Source organism: Thermococcus cleftensis, assembly GCF_000265525.1.
GTDB classification, from domain to species: domain Archaea; phylum Methanobacteriota_B; class Thermococci; order Thermococcales; family Thermococcaceae; genus Thermococcus; species Thermococcus cleftensis.
In genome coordinates this window covers 605,380-623,339 of the sequence record NC_018015.1, presented here as the reverse complement: position 1 = coordinate 623,339, position 17,960 = coordinate 605,380, and the positions used below count along the sequence as shown (strand labels likewise).

Annotated in this window: 29 protein-coding genes; 18 read left to right on the top strand and 11 right to left on the bottom strand. The window is 55.8% G+C overall.

Annotation, left to right across the window (positions count from 1 at the left end; translation table 11 throughout):
• The first annotated feature begins 60 nt into the window (after positions 1-60).
• Positions 61-276: a hypothetical protein gene (locus CL1_RS03575; protein ID WP_014788530.1), complete on the top strand. Its 216-nt coding sequence runs from the start codon at positions 61-63 to the stop codon at positions 274-276.
• A gap of 60 nt (positions 277-336) precedes the next feature.
• Here CL1_RS03575 and CL1_RS03570 read toward each other — a convergent pair whose 3' ends face one another.
• The 3 genes from CL1_RS03570 to CL1_RS03560 are packed head-to-tail and all read right to left on the bottom strand — an operon-like array spanning position 337 to position 2,242.
• The gene (locus CL1_RS03570) at positions 337-1,515 is read right to left on the bottom strand and encodes an MFS transporter (RefSeq protein ID WP_014788529.1); all 1,179 of its coding nucleotides are present in this window, start codon (positions 1,513-1,515) and stop codon (positions 337-339) included.
• Positions 1,516-1,518: 3 nt separating this feature from the next.
• Complete coding sequence (locus CL1_RS03565) at positions 1,519-1,809, bottom strand: PadR family transcriptional regulator (protein WP_014788528.1); 291 nt, start codon at positions 1,807-1,809, stop codon at positions 1,519-1,521.
• Positions 1,810-1,858: 49 nt separating this feature from the next.
• Positions 1,859-2,242, bottom strand: a complete 384-nt coding sequence (locus tag CL1_RS03560) for a hotdog fold thioesterase (protein WP_014788527.1) — start codon at positions 2,240-2,242, stop codon at positions 1,859-1,861.
• Positions 2,243-2,321: 79 nt separating this feature from the next.
• Here CL1_RS03560 and CL1_RS03555 point away from each other — a divergent pair, with 79 nt between their 5' ends.
• Together CL1_RS03555 and CL1_RS03550 are read left to right on the top strand one after the other, a co-directional pair.
• Positions 2,322-2,720: a DUF2240 family protein gene (locus tag CL1_RS03555; protein ID WP_014788526.1), complete on the top strand. Its 399-nt coding sequence runs from the start codon at positions 2,322-2,324 to the stop codon at positions 2,718-2,720.
• Between the two features lie 56 nt (positions 2,721-2,776).
• Positions 2,777-3,322 carry a nicotinamidase gene (locus tag CL1_RS03550; protein ID WP_014788525.1) on the top strand — a complete coding sequence of 182 codons (546 nt, stop codon included), beginning with the start codon at positions 2,777-2,779 and terminating at the stop codon, positions 3,320-3,322.
• On the opposite strand, the gene CL1_RS03545 is transcribed toward CL1_RS03550, so the two are convergent.
• A complete protein-coding gene (locus tag CL1_RS03545) occupies positions 3,249-4,295 on the bottom strand; it encodes an AI-2E family transporter (protein WP_014788524.1) in 1,047 nt (348 codons plus the stop codon). The genes CL1_RS03550 and CL1_RS03545 overlap by 74 nt on opposite strands.
• A gap of 54 nt (positions 4,296-4,349) precedes the next feature.
• On the opposite strand from CL1_RS03545, the gene CL1_RS03540 reads away from it, so the two are divergent.
• Entirely contained in the window at positions 4,350-4,673 is a 324-nt protein-coding gene (locus CL1_RS03540) for a hypothetical protein (protein ID WP_014788523.1), read from the top strand.
• A 6-nt stretch (positions 4,674-4,679) separates the two neighbouring features.
• Here CL1_RS03540 and CL1_RS03535 read toward each other — a convergent pair whose 3' ends face one another.
• Entirely contained in the window at positions 4,680-5,102 is a 423-nt protein-coding gene (locus tag CL1_RS03535) for a hypothetical protein (protein WP_371731564.1), read from the bottom strand.
• Positions 5,103-5,158: 56 nt separating this feature from the next.
• Between CL1_RS03535 and CL1_RS03530 the strand changes: the two genes are divergently transcribed.
• Together CL1_RS03530 and CL1_RS10735 are read left to right on the top strand one after the other, a co-directional pair.
• Complete coding sequence (locus CL1_RS03530; RefSeq protein WP_014788521.1) at positions 5,159-5,842, top strand: DUF4152 family protein; 684 nt, start codon at positions 5,159-5,161, stop codon at positions 5,840-5,842.
• A 39-nt stretch (positions 5,843-5,881) separates the two neighbouring features.
• Entirely contained in the window at positions 5,882-6,049 is a 168-nt protein-coding gene (locus CL1_RS10735; protein WP_187287176.1) for a hypothetical protein, read from the top strand.
• Positions 6,050-6,185: 136 nt separating this feature from the next.
• On the opposite strand, the gene iorA is transcribed toward CL1_RS10735, so the two are convergent.
• The gene (gene iorA / locus CL1_RS03525) at positions 6,186-8,093 is read right to left on the bottom strand and encodes an indolepyruvate ferredoxin oxidoreductase subunit alpha (protein WP_014788520.1); all 1,908 of its coding nucleotides are present in this window, start codon (positions 8,091-8,093) and stop codon (positions 6,186-6,188) included.
• A gap of 190 nt (positions 8,094-8,283) precedes the next feature.
• Positions 8,284-8,541, bottom strand: a complete 258-nt coding sequence (locus CL1_RS03520) for a hypothetical protein (protein ID WP_237266270.1) — start codon at positions 8,539-8,541, stop codon at positions 8,284-8,286.
• Between the two features lie 81 nt (positions 8,542-8,622).
• Here CL1_RS03520 and CL1_RS03515 point away from each other — a divergent pair, with 81 nt between their 5' ends.
• Entirely contained in the window at positions 8,623-8,910 is a 288-nt protein-coding gene (locus CL1_RS03515; RefSeq protein WP_014788518.1) for a hypothetical protein, read from the top strand.
• Between the two features lie 14 nt (positions 8,911-8,924).
• Positions 8,925-9,245, top strand: a complete 321-nt coding sequence (locus tag CL1_RS03510) for a nucleotide pyrophosphohydrolase (protein WP_014788517.1) — start codon at positions 8,925-8,927, stop codon at positions 9,243-9,245.
• A gap of 12 nt (positions 9,246-9,257) precedes the next feature.
• Here CL1_RS03510 and CL1_RS03505 read toward each other — a convergent pair whose 3' ends face one another.
• The 3 genes from CL1_RS03505 to CL1_RS03495 all read right to left on the bottom strand — a co-directional run bounded on the left by CL1_RS03505 (position 9,258) and on the right by CL1_RS03495 (position 11,270).
• The gene (locus CL1_RS03505; RefSeq protein WP_014788516.1) at positions 9,258-9,905 is read right to left on the bottom strand and encodes a CGP-CTERM sorting domain-containing protein; all 648 of its coding nucleotides are present in this window, start codon (positions 9,903-9,905) and stop codon (positions 9,258-9,260) included.
• Between the two features lie 485 nt (positions 9,906-10,390).
• Positions 10,391-10,696 (bottom strand): hypothetical protein, encoded by a 306-nt coding sequence (locus tag CL1_RS10645; RefSeq protein ID WP_014788515.1) that lies wholly within the window; start codon positions 10,694-10,696, stop codon positions 10,391-10,393.
• A 115-nt stretch (positions 10,697-10,811) separates the two neighbouring features.
• The gene (locus tag CL1_RS03495) at positions 10,812-11,270 is read right to left on the bottom strand and encodes an HIT family protein (RefSeq protein WP_014788514.1); all 459 of its coding nucleotides are present in this window, start codon (positions 11,268-11,270) and stop codon (positions 10,812-10,814) included.
• 46 nt (positions 11,271-11,316) lie between these two features.
• On the opposite strand from CL1_RS03495, the gene CL1_RS03490 reads away from it, so the two are divergent.
• From CL1_RS03490 to CL1_RS03450, 9 genes are all read left to right on the top strand, one after another.
• Positions 11,317-11,547, top strand: a complete 231-nt coding sequence (locus CL1_RS03490; protein WP_237266269.1) for a hypothetical protein — start codon at positions 11,317-11,319, stop codon at positions 11,545-11,547.
• A gap of 76 nt (positions 11,548-11,623) precedes the next feature.
• Entirely contained in the window at positions 11,624-12,406 is a 783-nt protein-coding gene (gene psmA, locus CL1_RS03485; RefSeq protein WP_014788512.1) for an archaeal proteasome endopeptidase complex subunit alpha, read from the top strand.
• Between the two features lie 11 nt (positions 12,407-12,417).
• Positions 12,418-13,128, top strand: coding sequence for a ribosome assembly factor SBDS (locus CL1_RS03480; protein ID WP_014788511.1), 711 nt, complete (start codon positions 12,418-12,420; stop codon positions 13,126-13,128).
• A complete protein-coding gene (rrp4, locus tag CL1_RS03475) occupies positions 13,125-13,895 on the top strand; it encodes an exosome complex RNA-binding protein Rrp4 (protein WP_014788510.1) in 771 nt (256 codons plus the stop codon). The genes CL1_RS03480 and rrp4 overlap by 4 nt, the downstream gene beginning before the upstream one ends.
• Positions 13,892-14,641, top strand: a complete 750-nt coding sequence (gene rrp41 / locus CL1_RS03470; RefSeq protein WP_014788509.1) for an exosome complex exonuclease Rrp41 — start codon at positions 13,892-13,894, stop codon at positions 14,639-14,641. Before rrp4 ends, rrp41 begins: the two co-directional genes overlap by 4 nt.
• 1 nt (position 14,642) lies before the next feature.
• Complete coding sequence (rrp42, locus tag CL1_RS03465; RefSeq protein WP_014788508.1) at positions 14,643-15,452, top strand: exosome complex protein Rrp42; 810 nt, start codon at positions 14,643-14,645, stop codon at positions 15,450-15,452.
• 28 nt (positions 15,453-15,480) lie between these two features.
• Positions 15,481-15,744: a hypothetical protein gene (locus CL1_RS03460; RefSeq protein WP_014788507.1), complete on the top strand. Its 264-nt coding sequence runs from the start codon at positions 15,481-15,483 to the stop codon at positions 15,742-15,744.
• A gap of 74 nt (positions 15,745-15,818) precedes the next feature.
• Positions 15,819-16,223 (top strand): cell division protein SepF, encoded by a 405-nt coding sequence (locus tag CL1_RS03455; RefSeq protein WP_014788506.1) that lies wholly within the window; start codon positions 15,819-15,821, stop codon positions 16,221-16,223.
• A 72-nt stretch (positions 16,224-16,295) separates the two neighbouring features.
• Entirely contained in the window at positions 16,296-16,964 is a 669-nt protein-coding gene (locus CL1_RS03450; RefSeq protein WP_014788505.1) for a ZPR1 zinc finger domain-containing protein, read from the top strand.
• On the opposite strand, the gene CL1_RS03445 is transcribed toward CL1_RS03450, so the two are convergent.
• Positions 16,961-17,485, bottom strand: a complete 525-nt coding sequence (locus tag CL1_RS03445; RefSeq protein WP_014788504.1) for an ASCH domain-containing protein — start codon at positions 17,483-17,485, stop codon at positions 16,961-16,963. The two genes, CL1_RS03450 and CL1_RS03445, sit on opposite strands and share 4 nt — an antisense overlap.
• Before the next feature lie 69 nt (positions 17,486-17,554).
• Between CL1_RS03445 and CL1_RS03440 the strand changes: the two genes are divergently transcribed.
• Complete coding sequence (locus CL1_RS03440; protein WP_014788503.1) at positions 17,555-17,908, top strand: hypothetical protein; 354 nt, start codon at positions 17,555-17,557, stop codon at positions 17,906-17,908.
• Positions 17,909-17,960 lie beyond the last annotated feature (52 nt).

Below are 17,960 nucleotides of genomic sequence, written 5' to 3'. Positions count from 1 at the left end.
CGGGAAATGGCATTGAAAGATTTTAAAACCTTTTCGATGGTGACTTTACCGGTGATGCCCATGTTCATGGCCGAGTTCAAGCTTCGCTTTGGTGACAGGAAGTGGTACGTCAGGAGACTCGTTGAAGCCTCGAGCGTTGAGGAAGCCGAGGAGAAGGCGAAGCGCTACGCTGAGCTGATGAACAGGGGAGAAGTGAAGTGGGAGTTCAGCTACGTCATTGAAGCTGAGAGGCCCCTATTCATAGGCGACGAGGAGCTTGGGAAGCTCAGTGCTTGATTTTATCCCTTTTGACTTCCTCTGACCAATTTCTGTTTTCGGGAGAAAAGCGGGGAGAAACTACTCCCCCACGAAGGCCATGAGCACCATCGCAACGAGGTTCATCGCCGCCGCGAAGATGAATGCATAGGCCAGGGAGTAGGAACTCCAGAGCCAGCCCGCTATCACCGAGGCGGGAAAGACGAAGACGCCGAAGACGGTGTGGTATGCCCCTATCACCGTTCCCTTCTCGAACTCCTTCGCGAGGTCGGCCATGTAGGCCCGCGGAATCGTGTCCTCGATCGCTATGTAAATCCCGTAGAGCACGAAGGCCGCCATCAGCGTGTAGAGGTCTCTTGCATAGGCGAAAGCCACGGCCGCCAGAGCCGCCACACCGAATCCGAGGGTTATGAGCCGCTTCTTGCCGAAGCCGTCCGAGATAACCCCGAGGGGATACGCCGAGAGTGCATAGATGAGGTTGAACAGCGCGTAGAAGGCCATGCTCTGAACGACCGAATAGCCCAGCTCCTGCGCCTTCCACATCGTGAAGGCGTAGCTGTACCTTCCGAGGGCGCCTATCGCGACCACCGCGAGGAAGAGTTGGAGGTTCCTGCTCCTCAGCGTGGATATGCCCTTTATCTTTCTCTTGACCTCACCGCCCCTGTCCTTCACGAAGAGGATTATCACGAGGAGCGATATCGCCCCCGGAACCGCGGAGAGCAGGAAGATGTGCCTGTAGGTGGTCTCGGCTGGAAGGTCTTTGAGGAGTTCTATCAGCCCTATCGCAATGAGCGGACCTGCGACCGCGCCGAGGGTGTCCATCATTCGGTGGAAGCCAAAGGATTTCCCGGTTTTCCCCTTCTCGCTTGACTCCGCTATCAGCGCGTCCCTGGGGGCTGTCCTTACGCCCTTGCCAACCCTGTCCACCGCGCGGAGGAGGAGAAAGTCCCACCAGTGGCGGGTGAAGGCAAGGGCTCCTTTTGAGAGGGTCGAGAGGGCGTAGCCGGCGAAGACGAAGGCCTTCCTCCGTTTAAAGCGGTCGCTCACGTAGCCGAAGGCCACCTTGAACAGCGAGCTCATGCTCTCTATCGCGCCCATGACCGAACCGCTGAGCAGCTTTCCGGCATCGAGAACCTCCATCAGGTAGCTCGGCATTATCGGGATTATCATCTCGCTGCTCATGTCGTTGAGGAAGCTGACGATGCCGAGCAGAAAGACGTTCCAGCTTATTCCGAATATCCTCCTCTCCTTTTCCTCCATTCCTCATTCCCCCAGCAGTTCGAGGCAGAGCTCCCTCAGCTTCTCTTTGCCCTCGTCGAGGGTTCTCCGGCCGATTTCCGTTATCTCGTAGACTCTCACGCGTCTTCCGTTCTTGACCTTCCACTGACTCTTCAGAAGGCCCTCCTCTTCCAGGGAGTGAAGAAGGGGGTACATCGTACCGGGGCTGATGTGGTAGCCGTGTCTCTCAAGCTCTTTCATCAGAAACGAACCTGTGACCGGCTCTTCGCTCGCGTGGTGGAGTATGTGCAGGGCCAGAAAGTCCCGGTATTTCATATCGAACACCGATATCGAAATTCGATACTGAAGCTTAAAAAATTTTGGCTCATTCGAGCACGTGCTTCTCCAGAACGTAGCAGTGGAAGGTGCCCTCGAAGACCTTCTCCTTTCCCCTAAAAACACCAACCTCCGCCACCTTCTTACGTCCGAGGTCCTCAACAACCTCCGCCCTCGCCACGAGCCTATCACCGACCCTCACCGGCTTCAGGAACCTCACCTCGGCCTTTCCGAGCACAACGGTGGGCTCGTTTACAGCCAGCATCGCCGCGTAGTCCGCTAAACCAAAGGTGAAGCCGCCATGAACGAGGCCGTGCTCGTCAACGGCCATCTCCTCGGTGGTTAGAAGCTCCACCTCAGCCCTTCCAGGTTCTATTCTCAGCGGCCTACCCACGAGCCTTTCCGAGGTCAGCCTGTGCGTCCTCTGCTCCATCTCCATCACCCGCGTCTGTGAAATCCGCCAACGGGCAAAGGTTTATCTATCTCGATGCCTAAAAAGGTTGGGTGGTCGCGTGAACCCTCTAAAGCGCGCCGTTGAGTACAAGGGCTCGGCGGAGTTTTCGAGGGCCGAGCTGGTGGGAATCCTCGCCTTCAGCCTCCGCCTTATGGACGTGAAGGCCGCGAAGAAGCTCATAGCGGAGGGCATTGAGGGGGGCGTCATCGAGGAGCGGAACGGAAAACTCATCGTGAGGACTGAGCTTCTGGAGGAGAGCGAGCAACCTCAGAACATGCTCGGCGAGATGGTGGTTCACATCGCCAGGACCCTCGGCTGGACGGAGATTGAGGTTATGGAGGGAATAAAGGCAATGCGCGAGCGCTACGGCGACCTCGACGAGAGAATTCTGGCGTACCTCTTCGGTATGGAGAAGGGCGTTGATATGTCTCGCTTTAAGGACCGGCTCGAGCTGTGAAAGCACCTCCGCAAACCGTTTTAACGGTTCTGAGGAAATTATTTTGGGGTGATACCATGCCAGAGGAGGCGCTCATAGTTGTGGACATGCAGAGGGACTTCATGCCCGGCGGGGCTTTGCCCGTTCCGGAGGGGGACAGGATAATACCCCGGTGCAACCGGTACATCGAGGAGTTCCGGAGGAGGGGGGCTTTGATAGTTGCCACCCGCGACTGGCACCCGGAGAACCACATCAGCTTCAGGGAGAACGGCGGCCCCTGGCCGAGGCACTGCGTCCAGAACACGCCGGGGGCAGAGTTCGTCGTGGAGCTTCCAGCTGACGCTGTTATAATCTCGAAGGCGACGGAGCCGGACAAGGAGGCCTATTCAGGCTTCGAGGGAACTGAACTGGCGGAGATTCTGAAGAGAAACGGCGTAAAAAGGGTCTACATCTGTGGGGTGGCGACCGAGTACTGCGTAAAGGCCACAGCCCTAGATGCGGTAAAGCACGGCTTTGAAACATATCTCCTCCGCGATGCCGTGAAGGGAATCAACCCTGAGGACGAGGGGCGGGCTTTGAAGGAGCTTGAGGGTGCCGGTGTGAAGGTTCTCTCTCGTTTATGATCCTTTTCCACTCTTTCAGCAGGACGAGGAGGAGGTTGAGGACTATCGGGCCGATTATGAGTCCCTTCACTCCCATGGCCCAGGTTCCGCCTATCATACCGATGAACACCAGCGTCTCATCGAGGTCAGCGTCTTTCGCCACCATCATGGGCCTTATCGTGTAGTCTGGAATCGGCGAGACGAGGAGGAAGCCGTAGAGCGCTATTCCCGCGGCGTGGAGATAAGAGCCGTTCATGGCGAAGTAGGCGGCCGCTATGGCCCATATCATCCAGCCCTCGAAGAGCGGGACGAAGGAGAACAGAAACGTTAGGAAGCCGGCAACTATGGCCGTGTAGATGTCGGAGACGCCGAATATTATGAAGCCAAAGGTCATGAGGATCCCTTTGACCACGTTGAGCACCAACCAGGCCCGGACTAGGGCTCCAAGGGTCCTGTTGAGGCTCTCTAGTATTCTCTCGCCGAGCTCGCGGTTCTTCCGCGGAAGTGAAAGGTGTATCTGCCTTGAGATGTCTTCAGCGTAGGCAAGGGAGTAGTAGAACGTTAGGAGGAAAACGAAGAGCTGGAGGAGGTAGAGGGGGATCGAGAGGGTCCCACGGGATATGTAATCCGAGAGGCGCGGAATCAGCTGGTCCGAAAACCTCTGTAGGAAGTCTAGAACTTCCGGAGGGAGGGGCTGGATCATCAGCCAGTTGAAGAACTCGACGATGCTGTCGTAGAACGACGCGGCAACACGGACGGAAATCATAAGGAGCTCGAAGGTTATCACTCCCCCTAGCCCCACGGTTCCCGCCGTCAGGAGTGCCGCGGATTTCCTCTTGCCTATACGCCCTTTCAGCCGGCGGTGGATTGGGTAGGCGGCGTAGGCGAGAACCAGGCCGAAGAATATCGGGGTAACCAATGGGCTAACCGTCCTCCACGCGAGGTACACAATCGTGAGAACCGCGACCGTCCAGGCGATGACTTCAGCCCTCATCTTCCCCCGACAGATTTATTAGAAACCCCTTATAAACCCTGTGCGGTGTTGAGAGTGGAAAGGGAGCTTCTCGATAAGGTTTGGGCCTACCTCGAGCGCGGCAACTACTATCTCTCGGAGGGGCGCTTTGAGATGGCGCACATGGCACTTATGGACGCCCTCTACACCCTCGGAGCTTATCTCGTGTACCGGGATACTGGAATGCTCCTCCCTGCGGGAGGACTGGAGGGAATGCTTGGGAGCAGATATCCGGAGGTCTATGAAGTCATCAGGCGGTACGGAGGAATAACGGATCCGGACGAGGAAACGGTAACCGCTTTAAGGGAAGAACTCAAAACGCTGCTGGGAATGATGACTTTGCCGAGTCCTGAGCTGTGATGAGGTTCAGCGGCTGACCCTATTTCTTGCTTCTTCTCCTTTGCATGCCCTGGCTGCGCTCTTGAGCGTTCGTGCCAGCTTCGTGTTTCCGTGGAGAGTGACCACTATCGAACCGCCACCCTCTGGGTGGAAGACCAGCTCTATCGTACCGCTGAGCCTGTCGTAGCTCATATCTGAGGGGACCATCTTCACCGTAAACGACCCTTTATCCACCCGTCCCCATACACTTATGACCTCCACGGTCCCCTTGGAGTAAAAGATGTTCATGAAAGGTAGCGGTTCTTCCGTTGGCGTCAGGGGGTGGACCATCTCCCCGTAGAAAACTGCTTTTCCCCTCGCCGTGCCAAGGTATATCGAACCGCACAGGCCATCGATATAACTACCCAAAGCTTCATAAACTGGATTGGCTGACTCACTCAACGCTATCACCTAACCTTGATACGGCGGGGAAGTTTATTGGTAATTGCCCATTAACGGTGGTTTCCATGAGGATCGTTTCGGCCGACACCGGTGGGGCTTTGCTGACCGAGGACTACGAGCCGGTTGGGCTTATAGCGACGGCCGCCGTGCTGGTTGAGAGGCCTTACAGGACGGCGACGCTGAGCGTGGTTCGCTACGCCGACCCCTTCGACTACGACATGAGCGGCAGGCAGGCGATTAGAGATGAAGCACTCCTTGCGGTTGAGCTTGCTCGAAAAGTCAAGCCCGACGTCGTTCACCTCGACTCGACGATAGGAGGAATAGAGGTCAGGAAGCTCGACGAGCCGACCATAGACGCCCTGACGATAACAGACAGGGGCAAGGAGGTCTGGAAGGATTTGGCCAAGGAATTACAGCCTCTGGCCAAAAAGCTCTGGGAGGAGACTGGAATTGAGATAATCGCCATCGGAAAGTGGAGCGTCCCGGTGAGGATAGCGGAGATATACTCCGGAATCTACACAGCCAAATGGGCGATTGAGCGTGCGAAGGAAGAAGGTAAGGTAAGGGTCGGACTGCCAAGGTACATGCGGGTGGAGATAAGGCCGGGAAAAATCTACGGGGAAAGCTTGGACCCCCGCGAGGGCGGCCTATTCGGTGAGATTGAAGCGGAAACAGAGGGAATCGGCTGGGAGCTGTACCCCAATCCTCTCGTGAGGCGCTATATGGTTCTTGAGGTTTGGCGGGAGTGATGGGTTAACATCATTATCCAAATTTTTATTGGTGGTCACATGCCAGTCATTACCATCTGGGTAAACGTTCCTGAGAACGCTGACCCCGAAGAGCTGAAGAGGCTCTTAGAGCTTGAGCTGATTCGAAGAGAGCTCGTGAAGGAGCGGAAACTGCCAAAGGGTGATTTCAGGAAAGCTCAGGGGGATTTTAGGAAAGGCAGAGTTTGAGGAGCTGAAGGCATGCAAGCTGGAGGCTGAGTTCGGTGATTTAGATTGATGCGAACCTCATGTACAGCTATTACTCGCGGAGTATATTACTGAACGGGTAATATTTGCGGGTGAGTATAGAAAAAGAGAAGGCAGGTTAAGCCCCCTTCTCCAGCTCGCTCGGGAACTTAATCGCATCGAACGGACACGTCTGGTTGCAGACGCCACAGCCCGTACAGAGCAGGCTGTCTATCCGGACCTTGTTCGTCTCCGGGTCGTAGACTAGGGCGGGACAGCCGGTGAGGAGTATGCACGCCTTGCAGCCTGTGCACTTGTCCTCGATGACGAGCGGTATCTCGCCTATCTCACCGCGCCTTATGACCGGAATGACGCACTCCTGCTTTGCTATTATCACCGCCGGCCCTTCAACCTGCATGGCCTCCTTTATTGCCTCCCTCGTTGCCTTGAGGTCGTAGGGGTCAACTGTCTTGGCGTACCTGACTCCCAACGCCTTGACCAGAGCCTCGATGTCAATCTCGTTGAACTTCCTGCCGGTTTCGCTTCCCCCCGTTCCTGGGTGCGGCTGGTGGCCGGTCATGGCCGTTGTCCTGTTGTCGAGTATCATGACGAGAACGTTCAGGTTCTTGTAGACGGCATCGATGAGCGGCTGGATTCCGTTGTGGAAGAAGGTCGAGTCACCAATCGTGGCGATTATCTTCTTGTCCATCACGACGCTCTGGCCGTTGGCAAGGCTTATGCTCGCGCCCATGACGAACTCGGTCCATATCGCTTCAAGCGGCGGGAGGAGCGAGAGGGCGTAGCAGCCTATGTCCCCGTGTATCGGAACCGAGTAGCGACCGAGCTTTAAATCCCTCAGCGCGTCCAACGCGGCGCGGTAGCTCCCCCTGTGGGGACAGCCCGGGCACATAACAGGAGGCCTCTTCGGGGCAAGGCTTTCGGCGAGCTTTACCTCCTCGGGCTTCTCGTAGGTCTCCTCACTTTCACCGATAAGCCCCAGCAGGGCGTTCCTGACCAGTGAAGGCGTCAGCTCCCCCTCAAGGGGCAGATGGCCGGTCCTCTTGCCGTATATCGGCACGTTGAGCCCGGCCTCGTATGCGGCAATCTTGACTTCCTCCTCAAGGAAGGGCGCACCGTCCTCGATAACTATCGCGAAGTCCACACCCTTAAGGAACTCCACGACGAGCTTCCTCGGGAGTGGGTGGGGCGTTGAGAGCTTGAGAACCCTGAAGTCGCCGTCGAGCTTGGGCAGAACCTCGCGCACGTAGTTGTAGGGCGCCCCCTCGACGATTATTCCAATCCTGCCGCTCCCCTCGACCCGGTTGAAGGGCATCGAGTTGAACTCCTCCTCGATCTTTCTCAGAGTTTCGTTGAGCCACCTGTGCCTCTTCCTGTTGCCCTCCATGCTGGCCCTGACGTAGCGCTCTATGTCCTTCTTGAAGACCGGCTTCCGGTTTAGCTCGATGAACTCGCCGACCTCGACGTCGGCCGTCGTGTGGTTCACCCTCGTTGTCGTGCGGAATATTACCGGAACCTTATAGCGCTCGCTCAGCTCGTAGGCGTAGATTATCAGGTCGTGGGCCTCCTGTGGATCTGCAGGTTCGAGAACAGGCAGGAGCGAGAGCTTGCCGTAGTAGCGGTCGTCCTGCTCCGTCTGGCTTGTATGTGGCCCCGGGTCGTCGGCAACGAGGATTACCAGGCCACCTTCGACGCCAGAATAGGCTAAGCTCATCAGCGGGTCGGCGGCAACGTTCAGGCCGACGCACTTCATAGTCACGAGGGCTCTTAATCCGGTGTAGGCAACTCCCGCGGCCTCCTCGAGGGCAACCTTCTCGTTGGGCGCCCACTCGGCGAAGACCTCTGGCTTGAGCCTCGCGATGGTCTCGATGACCTCTGTTGATGGGGTTCCCGGGTAGCCTGTGGCGAAGGCGATGCCGCTCTCGAGGGCGCCGTAGGCTATGGCCTCGTTACCCATGAGAAGCTTCTTCTCGCGCTTTTCGCCCTTTACTTCGGCCGAATCAGAAGGGTAAGCCTTGACCACCTCCATGTCACCACCGTAGTTCCTTCGCAGTTAGGGTTAAAACTCTGCCTTCAGAAAAGCCCCGTCGAAAATCGAAAAATTTTCGAAACTATGGCCTTTTTCTCTCGTTCTTGTCGTAGTGAACCTCGTTGTGGGTCCTGAAGAAGGTTCTCGTTATGGTCTCGGAGCGCCATTCTATGCCCATATATCTATTTGATCACCTCCGTCTCCTATCGTCGTAGAAGTACTTGCTGAATACCCTCGCCTGGGCGTCGAGTATTCTCCTGTTCATGAGGCTACGGACGGCGACGAGGGCTATTATCAGGCCCCCAAAGAGAAGGCCGAGGTATTTTAATGCAACGTATGCCCAGATGCCGATGATCGCAAATATGCCCGCGACTATCATCCCGAAGATGGCAAGCAGTATTTTGTACCCGTACCTCTCCATGAAGAGGTCGAAGTCCACCCGGACCACCGTATGAATTTTATCTCATTCAACGTAAAAACCTTTCGGGAGGCTTAAATACCCCGGTGAGTAGCTTAGAATGTGGTGGACATGAAGATTAAGGAGCTTATCGAACAGGTAGATGAGACCATAGCGAACCTGAAGATAGCGATAATAGCCAACCAGAACCGGGCCTTTGAGAGCCCTCAAACGAGCTATGAGTTTATCCAGCGCGCCCTTGAGCTCCAGGAAGATTTAGATGACCTCATGAAGGCGAGAGAGATGCTGTCAAAACTCGATCCCGAGAGCGATGCTGAAGAACACTTCTCCAGGGAAGAAATTGAGGAGTTTTTAAAGCTCCTGGAACTTCTCAGAAGCTCCAACCCTCACGCCTTCTAAGCCGGGGTGGTGGTATGGACTTCCGGGAGCTTGAGGAAAGGCTCGTGGCCTTCCGAGATGTGAGGAACTGGGCTAAGTACCACACGCCGAAGAACCTGGCCATCTCGGCTGCGGTCGAGCTGGGCGAGCTTCTGGAGCACTTTCAGTGGGGGAGCGATGGGGAGATACTCGAAGCGGTGAAAGACCCGGCCAAGAGGGAAGCCATAGCCGACGAAATAGCCGACGTCGTAATTTACCTAACGTTACTAGCCCACGAACTGGACATAGACCTTGACGAGGCGGTTGAGAGGAAGCTGGAGAAGAACGGGGAGAAGTATCCGGCCAAGAAATATTGAAAAAATAATGGTTCACTTTTCATCTACGTGCCCCTTCCATCTCAGGATCAGGGGAGCCAACGTTAATCCAACTAACAAAGCTGGACCGCAGGTTTCTTTTCCGTTTGAGGTTGTGTCTTCGGTCCTTGAGGTTTCCGGTTTCTGTGGTGGTTTGGATCCTGAGACTCTGCATGATGGGTTTTGGGGAGTTAGGCAGACGATTTCGTCGTAGACTCCTTCATATTTTGTCGGGTATGCCCTTATAATGATGGAGTGCCCTCCCATGAGGATTACCCACCTTGTAATGTTTTCGGGATCAACGCAGGGAGATGGGGACTGAATATGATTCTGGTAGTATCCAACTACCCTATCGAGATCCCAGGTGGCTATTGTGAAATTGTATCTCGGATACGCTGGAATATATTCCTGTTCAATGCTTCCGTTCGAATAGTAGCTGACTATCTTGTAGTGGGTGTCGTTGAATGGATAAACGACTTGGATTTCATAGATTCCGGAGTCATTGAATGGGTTGCACGGCATTTTGGGGCCTGAGCCGAATATAAAAACGTCGATTACGGTTTCGTTTTTGTTTATGACGTCCCAGAGGCTGAGTGCCGTGGTGACGCTAGTGGAGGACATTAGGAGGAATCCAAGAAACAAGGAAATCAGGAGACGCCTCAATCTGACCTCACCTCCAAGTAGAACCCCTGCGCAAGGACTATTGTTGAGGATTGCCGGTTCATTAGTTTACTACCTCTTCTTCTGTTTTACGAGTAGGGGAACCAACACTAATCCAATCAGCAATCCTGGTCCGCAGGTTTCTTTATCTTCTTGTTTTGGGGTGGTTGTGGTGGTCGTTGGTGGTACCATCACTTCTATGTCTACTACTGGCTCTTTCCAGTTGCACGTCATGTTCTCCGGGTTCTGGCATTCAAAAACTACGTAGCTCAATCCTCCAATCTCCGAGACGAAGGAATACAGTGTTACCCGGAACTCACTTGCGTCTATCCAGACTTCCCACAGGTCTGCTCTTCTCACCCAGTATTTTTCGGGCCATTCGAAGTCGTCCGTGACCTTTCCAGTTATGTTGGGGAGGTAGTTCTCCAGGCCCCAATGATACTCTTCTAGAACCTTGGTGACGTTCCAAATGGAGGAGTTAAAGGGTGTTAAGTTCTCTTGTTTGGGGAGGAACTCTTCCCACCAGCCGCAACGGCCGGTGTGCTTACAGTACTCGGAATCGTAGGGGGCGTAGTAGTGATTATGTACTGGGTATCACTGTAGGTGTATCCTATGCTGACGGAGGCGATTCTGGAGTTGTTCAATGGGTCAAGTGGTGGTTCTCTTCTACATCTGCCCAATACTTTAACGAAGTACATTTCCCTGCTGGTGTTTATGTGCTCCCAGACGTTCACCGCGGTGACGGGGGGAAGGAGGAGCAAAAGTAAGAGGGCCAGGGAAGTAAGTTTATTCATCAGTACCACCGATGTTTTCCTTTCGGACTTTCTTCAATTCCCTGGAACGCGTGAATACTCGGGTATCTCTTTTGGTAATTAATAGATAAAAACATTGCGGGAGCGAATCAAATTATCACTCAAAGTGTTGTTCAAACGCCTCCCTCAGCCTCTCGACCTCTTCCCCGCTCAGCCTGTTCTTTACCCAGCGCTCTTTCAGGCTGAGGTTCTCGTCCTCCAGGTCCAGAACCGCCTTCCTGACCCCTCCCCGGGGGTGAGCGCAGTCACCTTCCCGGCGGGGAATCACGTGGAGGTGGAGGTGCGGAACGGTCTGGCCGGCGGCCCTGCCCAGGTTTATTCCGACGTTGAACCCGTCTGGCTTCAGTACCTGTGCCAGCTTCTCCATCGCCAGCTCCATGCCCCTGATCAGGGCGACCTTTTCTTCCTCGCTCAACTCCCACCAGCTCTCGACGTGCCTCCTCGGAACCACCAGTAGGTGGCCCCTGCTCGCGGGGTAAGAGTCGAGGAGTATTCTAATCAGCTCGTCCTCGTAAAGGATTGTTCCGGGTCTTGCGCTGCAGAACGGGCACTCCATCGCCAACACCAAAGGCTTAAAACCGGTTCGGAATAAAAAGCTCCCGGTGAGTGCGGTGGACGATACCCTGGAGGTTATGAGAAAGAGCTACCAGAGGTTCCTGGCCGTTGGGCTCGGCCTCATGCTGATCGCGTTCCTCCTGATGATATGGCAGCCACTGGGCAGGCAGAACTCGCTGATACTGGCCGTGATAGTCTTCCTGGTGGCGTTTTTGCCGCTGGAGTTCGCACGCAGGATAGCGAGAAAGATGGCCCTCGTGGCTCTGAAGAGTGAATAGAAAAGCTTAATTAGGCCGCCCGAGAATTACGGGAAGAGTGTGAAGGAGTGACGATAATCCTTAGAGGTGATGTAAAATGGCGTTTGTACCACCACAGGCAGGTTACGACAGGGCCATTACGGTTTTCAGCCCTGATGGAAGGCTCTTCCAGGTGAACTACGCCCGGGAGGCAGTGAAAAGGGGAGCCACCGCGGTAGGAGTTAAGTGGAAGGAAGGCGTTGTTCTCGCGGTTGAGAAGAGGATAACCAGCAGGCTCATAGAGCCGAGCAGCTATGAAAAGATTTTCCAGATTGACGACCACATAGCGGCCGCTCCGAGCGGTATAATAGCCGATGCAAGGGTTCTCGTTGATAGGGCCAGGCTGGAGGCCCAGATTTACCGCCTGACCTACGGCGAACCCGTTCCGCTCACCGTTCTGGTGAAGAAGATTTGTGATTTGAAGCAGGCCCACACCCAGTACGGCGGTGTGAGGCCCTTCGGTGCCGCCCTGCTCATGGCGGGCGTTAACGACAAGCCCGAGCTCTACGAGACAGACCCGAGCGGTGCCTACTTCGAGTGGAAGGCCGTTGCAATAGGCAGCGGAAGGAACACCGCTATGGCCATCTTTGAGGAGCACTACGACGAGAACCTCGACATGGAGGGGGCGGTAAAGCTCGCCATCTTGGCCCTAGCGAAGACCCTTGAGGAGCCGAGTCCGGAGAGCATTGAGGTCGCTTACATAACCATGGACGACAAGCGCTGGAGGAAGCTCTCCACTGAGGACATCAGGAGATACCTGAGCGAGATAATCGAGGAGGCCAAGGAGGAGGAAGTCGAGGAGAGGGAAGAGGACTACTCCGAGCTGGACAGCAACTACTGAGGTGACGGGCGATGCCCATAAGCGTTGATAAAGCAGTCATCGCCCGTCTGAAGACGCACGGCGAGACCTTCGAGATACTCGTTGACCCCTACCTCGCGAGGGACTTCAAGGAGGGCAAGGAGGTCCCCATCGAGGAGATACTGGCCACGCCCTACGTCTTCAAGGACGCCCACAAGGGGGACAAGGCGAGCGAGCATGAGATGGAGAAGATATTCGGCACCAGCGACCCCTACGAGGTGGCCAAGATAATCCTCCGGAAGGGCGACGTTCAGCTCACCGCGGAGCAGAGGAGGCAGATGCTCGAGGACAAGAGGCGCTACATAGCGACGATTATTCACAGGCACGCCGTGGACCCGAGGACCGGCTACCCGCACCCCGTTGATAGGATCCTCCGGGCGATGGAGGAAGCCGGGGTCCACATAGACCTCTTCAAGGACGCCGAGGCCCAGGTTCCAGGAGTGATCAAGGCCATAAGGCCTCTTCTCCCGATAAAGCTGGAGATGAAGGTCATAGCCGTCAAGATACCCGGTGACTACGTCGGCAGGGCCTACGGTGAGGTCAGGAAGTTCGGGACGATAAAGCGCGAGGAGTGGGCCAGCGACGGCTCGTGGATGTTCCTAATTGAGATTCCTGGAGGAGTCGAGGAGGAGTTTTATGAGAAGCTCAACGCCCTCACGAAGGGCGAGGCTGTAACTAAACTGATAGAGAGGAAGGGACTATGAGGAGGATTTTTGTAAAGAGTAGGGAGCTTGTGGTTCCTGGGACTCTGCTCGCCCAGGGGCCGTTTAAGAGTGGAAGAGGGACCTTCAGGGAAGGCAACAGGATATACTCGACCGTCGTGGGGCTTGTTGAGATAAGGGGAGATACGATACGCGTCATTCCCCTGGAGGGGCCCTACATACCCGAGGTCGGCGACAACGTCATAGGCAAGATAGTGGACGTCAGGTTCTCCAACTGGACGGTCGATATAGGTGCCCCCTACCAGGCGAGCCTCCGCGTTCAGGACGCCGTGGAAGAGCGCATTGACCTCGCTAAAACCGACCTGAGGAAGATATTCGACATAGGCGACATAATCTACGCCAAGATAAAGGCGTACAACGAGGTGAACCAGATAGACCTCACCACCAAGGGAATGCCCTTCAAGGGAGGCCCGCTCAGGGGAGGGCAGATAGTTAAGATAACCCCCTCCAAGGTGCCGAGGCTCATTGGCAAGGGCGGTTCGATGATAAACCTCATCAAGAAGCTGACCGGCACGAGGATAATAGTGGGCCAGAACGGCTGGGTCTGGGTCAGTGGGAAGAAGGAAGAGCTGGAAAAGCTTGCCATAGAGGCAATCCTCAAGGTGGACCGCGAGAGCCACACCCAGGGACTGACCGACAGGGTCAAGGAGCTCCTCATGACTAGGCTTCAGGAGCTCAAGGAGATGGGAGTGATAGACGAGGTGCCCCAGGTTGAGGAACCTAAGGCTGGAGAGGGTGAGGAAGAATGATGGGCAAGCCAGAGGGTTTAAAGCTCATAGATGAGAACGGAAAGAGAATAGACGGGAGAAAGAAGTACGAGCTAAGGCCCATAAAGATGGAGGTCGGCGTGCTGAAGAACGCCGACGGTTCTGCCTACGTTGAGTGGGGCAAGAACAAGATCCTCGCGGCCGTCTACGGCCCGAGGGAGATACACCCCAAGCACCTCCAGAGGCCCGACAGGGCAATCCTGCGCGTCCGCTACAACATGGCCCCCTTCAGCGTCGAGGAGCGCAAGAAGCCCGGGCCGGACAGGAGGAGCGTCGAGATAAGCAAGGTTATCCGGGGTGCCCTTGAGCCGGCTTTAATCCTCGAGATGTTTCCGAGAACGGCCATAGACGTCTTCATAGAGGTCCTGCAAGCTGATGCAGGAACGCGCGTTGCCGGAATAACCGCCGCCTCGCTTGCCCTGGCAGATGCAGGCGTGCCTATGAGGGACCTGGTGGCGGCGTGCGCCGCGGGGAAGATAGAGGGCGAGATAGTCCTCGACCTCAACAAGGAGGAGGACAACTACGGTGAAGCCGATGTTCCCGTTGCCATAATGCCCCTCAAGAACGACATAACGCTCCTCCAGATGGACGGCTACCTCACTAGGGACGAGTTCATAGAGGCAGTCAGGCTCGCCATCAAGGGGGCAAAGGCAGTCTACCAGAAGCAGCGCGAGGCGCTGAAGGTCAAGTACCTCAAGATAGCAGAGGAGGTCGGTGGAGGTGAGTGAGATGGAGATAATGGCCGGCATAATGCGCGACCACATCCTGGCGCTCCTCAAGGAGGGCAAGCGCGTGGACGGCCGCGGGCTCGAGGACTATCGCGACCTTGAGATCAGGGTGAACGTCATCGAGAAGGCGGAAGGCTCGGCCTGGGTCAAGCTCGGCAACACCCAGGTTCTCGTCGGCATAAAGGTGGACATGGGTGAACCCTTCCCCGACCTCCCGGACAGGGGAGTTATAACCACCAACGTCGAGCTCGTCCCCCTCGCTTCCCCGAGCTTCGAGCCAGGACCGCCGGACGAGAACGCCATCGAGTTGGCTAGGGTTGTGGACAGGGGGATCAGGGAGAGCGGGGCGGTCGAGCTGGAGAAGCTTGTCATCGTTCCGGGCAAGCTCGTGAGGGTTGTCTTCATCGACGTCCACGTCCTCGACCACGACGGCAACCTGCTCGACGCCACCGGAATTGGTGCCATAGCCGCCTTGCTCAGCACCAAGATTCCGAAGGTCGTCTACAACGAGGAGACCGACGAGGTGGAGGTTCTCGACGAGTACGAGCCCCTGCCCGTCAGAAGGGTCCCCATACCGGTTACCTTCGCCAAGATAGGTCCCAGCCTGCTGATCGATCCAAACCTCGACGAGGAGCGCGTCATGGACGGCAGGATAATCATAACCACCGACGAGAACGGAATGATATCCTCCGTCCAGAAAAGCGAGGGTGGTAGCTTCAAGCTTGAGGAGGTCATCTACGCAGTGGATACCGCCATCAAGAAGGGGGCAGAGATAAGGGAGAAGGTTCTTGAGGCCGTTAAGGCCGAGTGAACCTTTTCTTTTCCCACCGGTGGTTGTTATGAACGTTTTTATCGATGTGCTGGCCATCGTTGTGTTATCCCTGTTCCTGTTCCAGCTTTTCAGACTGGCCGTCAGCGGAGGCCCCAGGAAGGAGCTCTACCTAACGCTCGCTCTCTTCTCGCTTTTTCTTGGTGTCTGGCTCATCTACAACGCCTCCTTCACATGGGGCTGGGACCTCTACACCTACGTGCCACTTGCCTTCGCCGTTGCTACCTTTCTCCTCAGCGGTTTTGGCCTGCTTAAACTTGGACGAGAGGGCTGAAGGTTTTCAGAAAGAGATATAAACACCAACGCCCAAGTTACTCCAGCCCTTACGATAACTTGGGGGGAATATCAATGGGACTGTTTGACAGCCTTAAGAAGAAGGACTCCAAGCCCGCTCCCAAGAGGAAGCCTCCCGCGGTGGTCAAGAAGGAGACCCCCGCTCCCAGGCATGACATCGATGTCGTCCCTCTCGAGGAAGATGTTCTTGCTAAGGAGATAGTCAAGCCCCAGGTTCGCTACCTGAAGAAGATAGTCGTCACCAGCTACGCCGACCTTGAGAGGATCTCCGAGGAATTGCAGAACGGCAACATCGTTCTCGTCGATCTGAGCCCGCTCGAGGTCAAGCCCGAGGTTCTCGAGAAGGTGGCCGAGCAGCTCAAGGGAATGGTCAATGCCCTCGGCGGACAGGCCGCTAAAATCTGCAAGCACGAGATAAAGCTCGTCCTTGTCCCCTCGGACATCAAGATAGCCAAGTGATTCCCCCGCTTTTTCAATTCTCTGCGGGTAGTTTTATAAGCTCCCCGTCCTCCCCTTCTCCGGTGGTGCGAGATGGCTGAGAAGGGTGAGAAGAGGAAAACCGATGTCGAGATCCCCGAGGACGTCCAGGTCATCTCCCTTGGGGACTGCCCAATCTGTGGTGGAAAGGGGACACTCAAGGCCATACAGCACGTTCACGAGATTCCCTACTTTGGCAAGGTCATGGAGAGCACGATAATCTGCGAGCGCTGTGGTTACAGGAACGCTGACGTCATGATACTCGAGGACAGGCCGCCGAAGCTCTACACGGTCAAGGTGGAGAACGAGAAGGACCTCTTCACGCGCGTTGTGAGGAGCAAGAGCGGAACCATAGAGCTCGACGAGATTGGCGTTAAGATTGAGCCCGGGCCGGCAGCTGAAGGCTTCATAACCAACGTCGAGGGCGTTCTCGAGCGCGTCAGGGAGACACTGCTGATGGCCAGGCACTTCAAGGAGCAGGAGGGCGATGAGGAGGCGGTGAAGAGGACCGACGAGATTCTCGGCTACATCGAGGAGGTCAAGGAAGGAAAGAAACCGCTCACCGTTAGAATAATGGATCCCCTCGGCAACAGCGCGCTCATAGGCGAGAAGGTCAAGAGCAGGCTCCTCACCCAGGAGGAGATAGACTCTCTCAGCCTCGGTCCCTACGTGAAGGTCGAGCCGGAGGAAAGCGGAGGGGAGAAGCGGGAGAATGATGGCTAAATGTACACAGCTTCCCGTGTGAGCAGGTCCTCTATGAGGTTCTTCACCCACCCCTTCCTCGTCCTCCGGGAGAGGTGGATTATGCCCTCCACGTGCACCCCGTACTTCTCCTTCATCTCCTCCCTACTCACGGGCTCTTTAAAGAGGAAAGGCCTCTCTATCGTGAAGGCGTAGCCCTCTCCCCTAATGTACTCCCCCAGCCAGCGCTTCCCGTTTTCTCCGTGAACCAGCGTTAGACCGCTGGTGTCTTTCGTCAGCTCCCACAGGGTATCGAGGTTCGCCCTGATAACTTCCCCGACCTCGAAACCTCCCGCTATTGTTCCCCTCTGCGTTATCGTTTGCTCGGGGTGAAGGCCGAGCCTCCTCAGGGTGTCCCTCAGCTCGTAGGGGTTGCCCCTCGCCACGTAGAGGAAAACCGTGTCCCCCTCCTGGAAGGCCCTGCTCTTCCTCAGCTCGACCGTCTTCAGCCCGCGGAAGATCAGTTCCGCGTAAACCTGGTGGAGCGCTATCACGTGCTCCATGGTTTCACCGCCCTTCCCTCGCGGATAAGCTTTTAAAACCTTCGATGATTACTATTGATGGGGGTCACAATGGACCAGGTCAAAGTGTCCTCCGGGCGTGGAAGGCTCACGTTGGCCGCTTCATCTCTCCTGCTCTCCGTGGCTGCCTATTGGTGGGGTTTTGAGTTTTTAGGACAGTTCCTTCTGATCTTTGGATTCATAATTCTGGTACTCTCCTTCGAACGAACCGTTATCGCTGGAGATTATAGAGTTCGGGTCAGGAAAAGGGGAGCCGCCTTTGAGGTGGAGGTCTTTCAGGGCAAGAAAAGGGTGTGGCGCGGAAACGTGTCGGACTATTCCGAATTTGGTGATTTCGCCTTTGATGTTAGGGGCGGAAAGGTGGCAGTGACTTACCGGGGGGAGGAAGTGGGACTGCTCCCGTGAGGTACAAGTCGAACTTTCACAGAAAAATCCAGAAGCCCGGCAAAGGGTTAAA

Bases quoted from the DNA above. Each gene is read 5' to 3' on its own strand.
- CL1_RS03575 (WP_014788530.1), top strand. From the start codon at position 61: ATGTTCATGGCCGAGTTCAAGCTTCGCTTTGGTGACAGGAAGTGGTAC.
- CL1_RS03570 (WP_014788529.1), bottom strand. From the start codon at position 1,515: ATGGAGGAAAAGGAGAGGAGGATATTCGGAATAAGCTGGAACGTCTTT.
- CL1_RS03565 (WP_014788528.1), bottom strand. From the start codon at position 1,809: ATGAAATACCGGGACTTTCTGGCCCTGCACATACTCCACCACGCGAGC.
- CL1_RS03560 (WP_014788527.1), bottom strand. From the start codon at position 2,242: ATGGAGCAGAGGACGCACAGGCTGACCTCGGAAAGGCTCGTGGGTAGG.
- CL1_RS03550 (WP_014788525.1), top strand. From the start codon at position 2,777: ATGCCAGAGGAGGCGCTCATAGTTGTGGACATGCAGAGGGACTTCATG.
- CL1_RS03545 (WP_014788524.1), bottom strand. From the start codon at position 4,295: ATGAGGGCTGAAGTCATCGCCTGGACGGTCGCGGTTCTCACGATTGTG.
- CL1_RS03530 (WP_014788521.1), top strand. From the start codon at position 5,159: ATGAGGATCGTTTCGGCCGACACCGGTGGGGCTTTGCTGACCGAGGAC.
- CL1_RS10735 (WP_187287176.1), top strand. From the start codon at position 5,882: ATGCCAGTCATTACCATCTGGGTAAACGTTCCTGAGAACGCTGACCCC.
- iorA (WP_014788520.1), bottom strand. From the start codon at position 8,093: ATGGAGGTGGTCAAGGCTTACCCTTCTGATTCGGCCGAAGTAAAGGGC.
- CL1_RS03515 (WP_014788518.1), top strand. From the start codon at position 8,623: ATGAAGATTAAGGAGCTTATCGAACAGGTAGATGAGACCATAGCGAAC.
- CL1_RS03510 (WP_014788517.1), top strand. From the start codon at position 8,925: ATGGACTTCCGGGAGCTTGAGGAAAGGCTCGTGGCCTTCCGAGATGTG.
- CL1_RS10645 (WP_014788515.1), bottom strand. From the start codon at position 10,696: ATGAATAAACTTACTTCCCTGGCCCTCTTACTTTTGCTCCTCCTTCCC.
- CL1_RS03495 (WP_014788514.1), bottom strand. From the start codon at position 11,270: ATGGAGTGCCCGTTCTGCAGCGCAAGACCCGGAACAATCCTTTACGAG.
- psmA (WP_014788512.1), top strand. From the start codon at position 11,624: ATGGCGTTTGTACCACCACAGGCAGGTTACGACAGGGCCATTACGGTT.
- CL1_RS03480 (WP_014788511.1), top strand. From the start codon at position 12,418: ATGCCCATAAGCGTTGATAAAGCAGTCATCGCCCGTCTGAAGACGCAC.
- rrp4 (WP_014788510.1), top strand. From the start codon at position 13,125: ATGAGGAGGATTTTTGTAAAGAGTAGGGAGCTTGTGGTTCCTGGGACT.
- rrp41 (WP_014788509.1), top strand. From the start codon at position 13,892: ATGATGGGCAAGCCAGAGGGTTTAAAGCTCATAGATGAGAACGGAAAG.
- rrp42 (WP_014788508.1), top strand. From the start codon at position 14,643: ATGGAGATAATGGCCGGCATAATGCGCGACCACATCCTGGCGCTCCTC.
- CL1_RS03460 (WP_014788507.1), top strand. From the start codon at position 15,481: ATGAACGTTTTTATCGATGTGCTGGCCATCGTTGTGTTATCCCTGTTC.
- CL1_RS03455 (WP_014788506.1), top strand. From the start codon at position 15,819: ATGGGACTGTTTGACAGCCTTAAGAAGAAGGACTCCAAGCCCGCTCCC.
- CL1_RS03450 (WP_014788505.1), top strand. From the start codon at position 16,296: ATGGCTGAGAAGGGTGAGAAGAGGAAAACCGATGTCGAGATCCCCGAG.
- CL1_RS03445 (WP_014788504.1), bottom strand. From the start codon at position 17,485: ATGGAGCACGTGATAGCGCTCCACCAGGTTTACGCGGAACTGATCTTC.
- CL1_RS03440 (WP_014788503.1), top strand. From the start codon at position 17,555: ATGGACCAGGTCAAAGTGTCCTCCGGGCGTGGAAGGCTCACGTTGGCC.